Raw genomic sequence first — 1,773 nt, forward strand, 5'->3', positions numbered from 1 at the left:
AACGCCGAGCCGAAACCCCCAGTCGTGCTGGTCCGGAGCGACGGCACGCACGACCTGCTCCGACGGCGTGAGACGTGTGACGACGTTCTCGGGCGGGATTCGATTCCGGACGGGTTGGAACGGTGAACACCGTGAGAAAGACATTCGGAACGGCGAATGCCGTGAGAAAGACCTTTAGGCGGCGCGTTCCCTGAAAAATCCATGCAACCACCGAACCCGCTGTCGCCCGACCCGGCGGGTGGAATCGACGATACGGGGAGCTTTTTCGCGGGTCTCGTTCCGGACCCTGTCGCGCTTCGGTGTCTGTCGGTCGAACTCCGCGCGCCGAGGGAAATCGTCGTGGGCGAACCGGCCACGTTTCTCCTTCGGATTCGCAACCGACTGCCCGCACCCGTGAGCGTTCGACTGCCGACGAGTCGGCTGTGGGGATGGGCGGTAAACAGTATTCCGGAGGCTGACGAACGGGGGTTCGAACCGCCGGAGACCTCACGGACGGTCGCGTTTCGGACCCGTGAGATCAAACAGTTCGAGGGGACGTGGGACGGTCATATCCGCCGCGCGGGAATCGACGGCGACGTGTGGCGGCCTGAAACGGGAACGCACACGCTCAGCGTCCATCTCGCGACGGATAATCCACGGCGGCAGCTATCCGATAGCATACAAGTAACGGTCGTATCGAGTCAATCCTAGTATGAAAGGGCGGCGTTATATGCCCTGTTCATCTTTGCTATTAGGTATCACGAACCGGGCGACTTGTCCCGACGAACGATATCATGACAGAAAAACCAAAATATTCGTGGAACCGGCGGCGGTTTTTGACGGTGAGTGCGCTCAGCGGTGCGTCGGCGTTGGCCGGTTGTGGCGGGAAGAGCACGACCGGAGACGGCTCAGGCGGCGCCGGGACCTCTGATAACACGAATACGAACAGCGGCAGCGACGACGGAAACGACAACAGCAACGCGAAGAAGGGCGGGACGTTCGTCAACGTCGCACCCGAAGAGGCGACAACCCTCGACCCGCGGATGAACGAACTCGCGTGGGCGAACGGGATGATGCACTACCTCTTCGACGGGTTGCTGGCCATGAAGCCTGACGGGAGCGAACTCGTCCCGCACCTCGCAAAGGAACTCCCAAAAAAGCAGGACGACACGACGTTCACCGTCCCGATCAAAGAGGGCGTCAAGTTCCACAACGGGACCGAACTCAGCGCCGCCGACGTCGAGTACTCGTTCAGTTGGGTGCTCGACTCCGACAACAAATCCACGAATCAGGAGAACCTCTCCTTTGTCGACAGCGTCGAGAAATCGGGTGACATGGAGGTTACGTTCAACCTCAAGCACCCCTACGCGCTGTTCGAACAGACGCTGGCGGGCATGAACGCCGCCATCGTTCCGAAGAAGTACGCGAGCGACAAGGGCCAGAAGAAGTTCTCCCGGAAACCCGTCGGTACCGGACCGTTCAAACTCAAGAACTGGCAGGCTGGGTCCTCGCTCACACTCGAACGCTTCGACGATTACTTCATCGAAGCGCCGAACCTCAAACAGCTCAAATATCGCGTCATCCCCGAGTCAGATACCGCGTTCTTCGAACTCGCGAGCGAGGGCGTTCAGCAGGCGTCCGTTCCCAAAACGTTGCTCGGGAAGGCCCAAAACAATAACAAGCTGAAGATAAAGCGCATCTCGCAGTTCGACTACAACGGCCTCATGTTCAACGCGAACCACGAGCCGTTCGACAACCGCAAGGTGCGCAAAGCCATGCAGTACCTCGTGGATT

Annotated in this window: 2 protein-coding genes; both read left to right on the forward strand. The window is 59.6% G+C overall.

Features of this window, described 5'->3' with window-relative positions; genetic code table 11:
* Positions 1–201 precede the first annotated feature (201 nt).
* Positions 202–690, forward strand: coding sequence for a hypothetical protein (locus WBV42_RS16995; protein WP_423987078.1), 489 nt, complete (start codon positions 202–204; stop codon positions 688–690).
* Between the two features lie 83 nt (positions 691–773).
* On the forward strand, positions 774–1,773 hold a 1,000-nt coding region (locus WBV42_RS17000; RefSeq protein WP_423987079.1), incomplete at its 3' end, for an ABC transporter substrate-binding protein.

It is taken from the genome of Haladaptatus sp. (genome assembly GCF_049589095.1).
Taxonomy (GTDB): domain Archaea; phylum Halobacteriota; class Halobacteria; order Halobacteriales; family Haladaptataceae; genus Haladaptatus.

Coding starts and splice junctions, on each gene's coding strand:
- WBV42_RS16995 (WP_423987078.1), top strand. CDS start 202: ATGCAACCACCGAACCCGCTGTCGCCCGACCCGGCGGGTGGAATCGAC.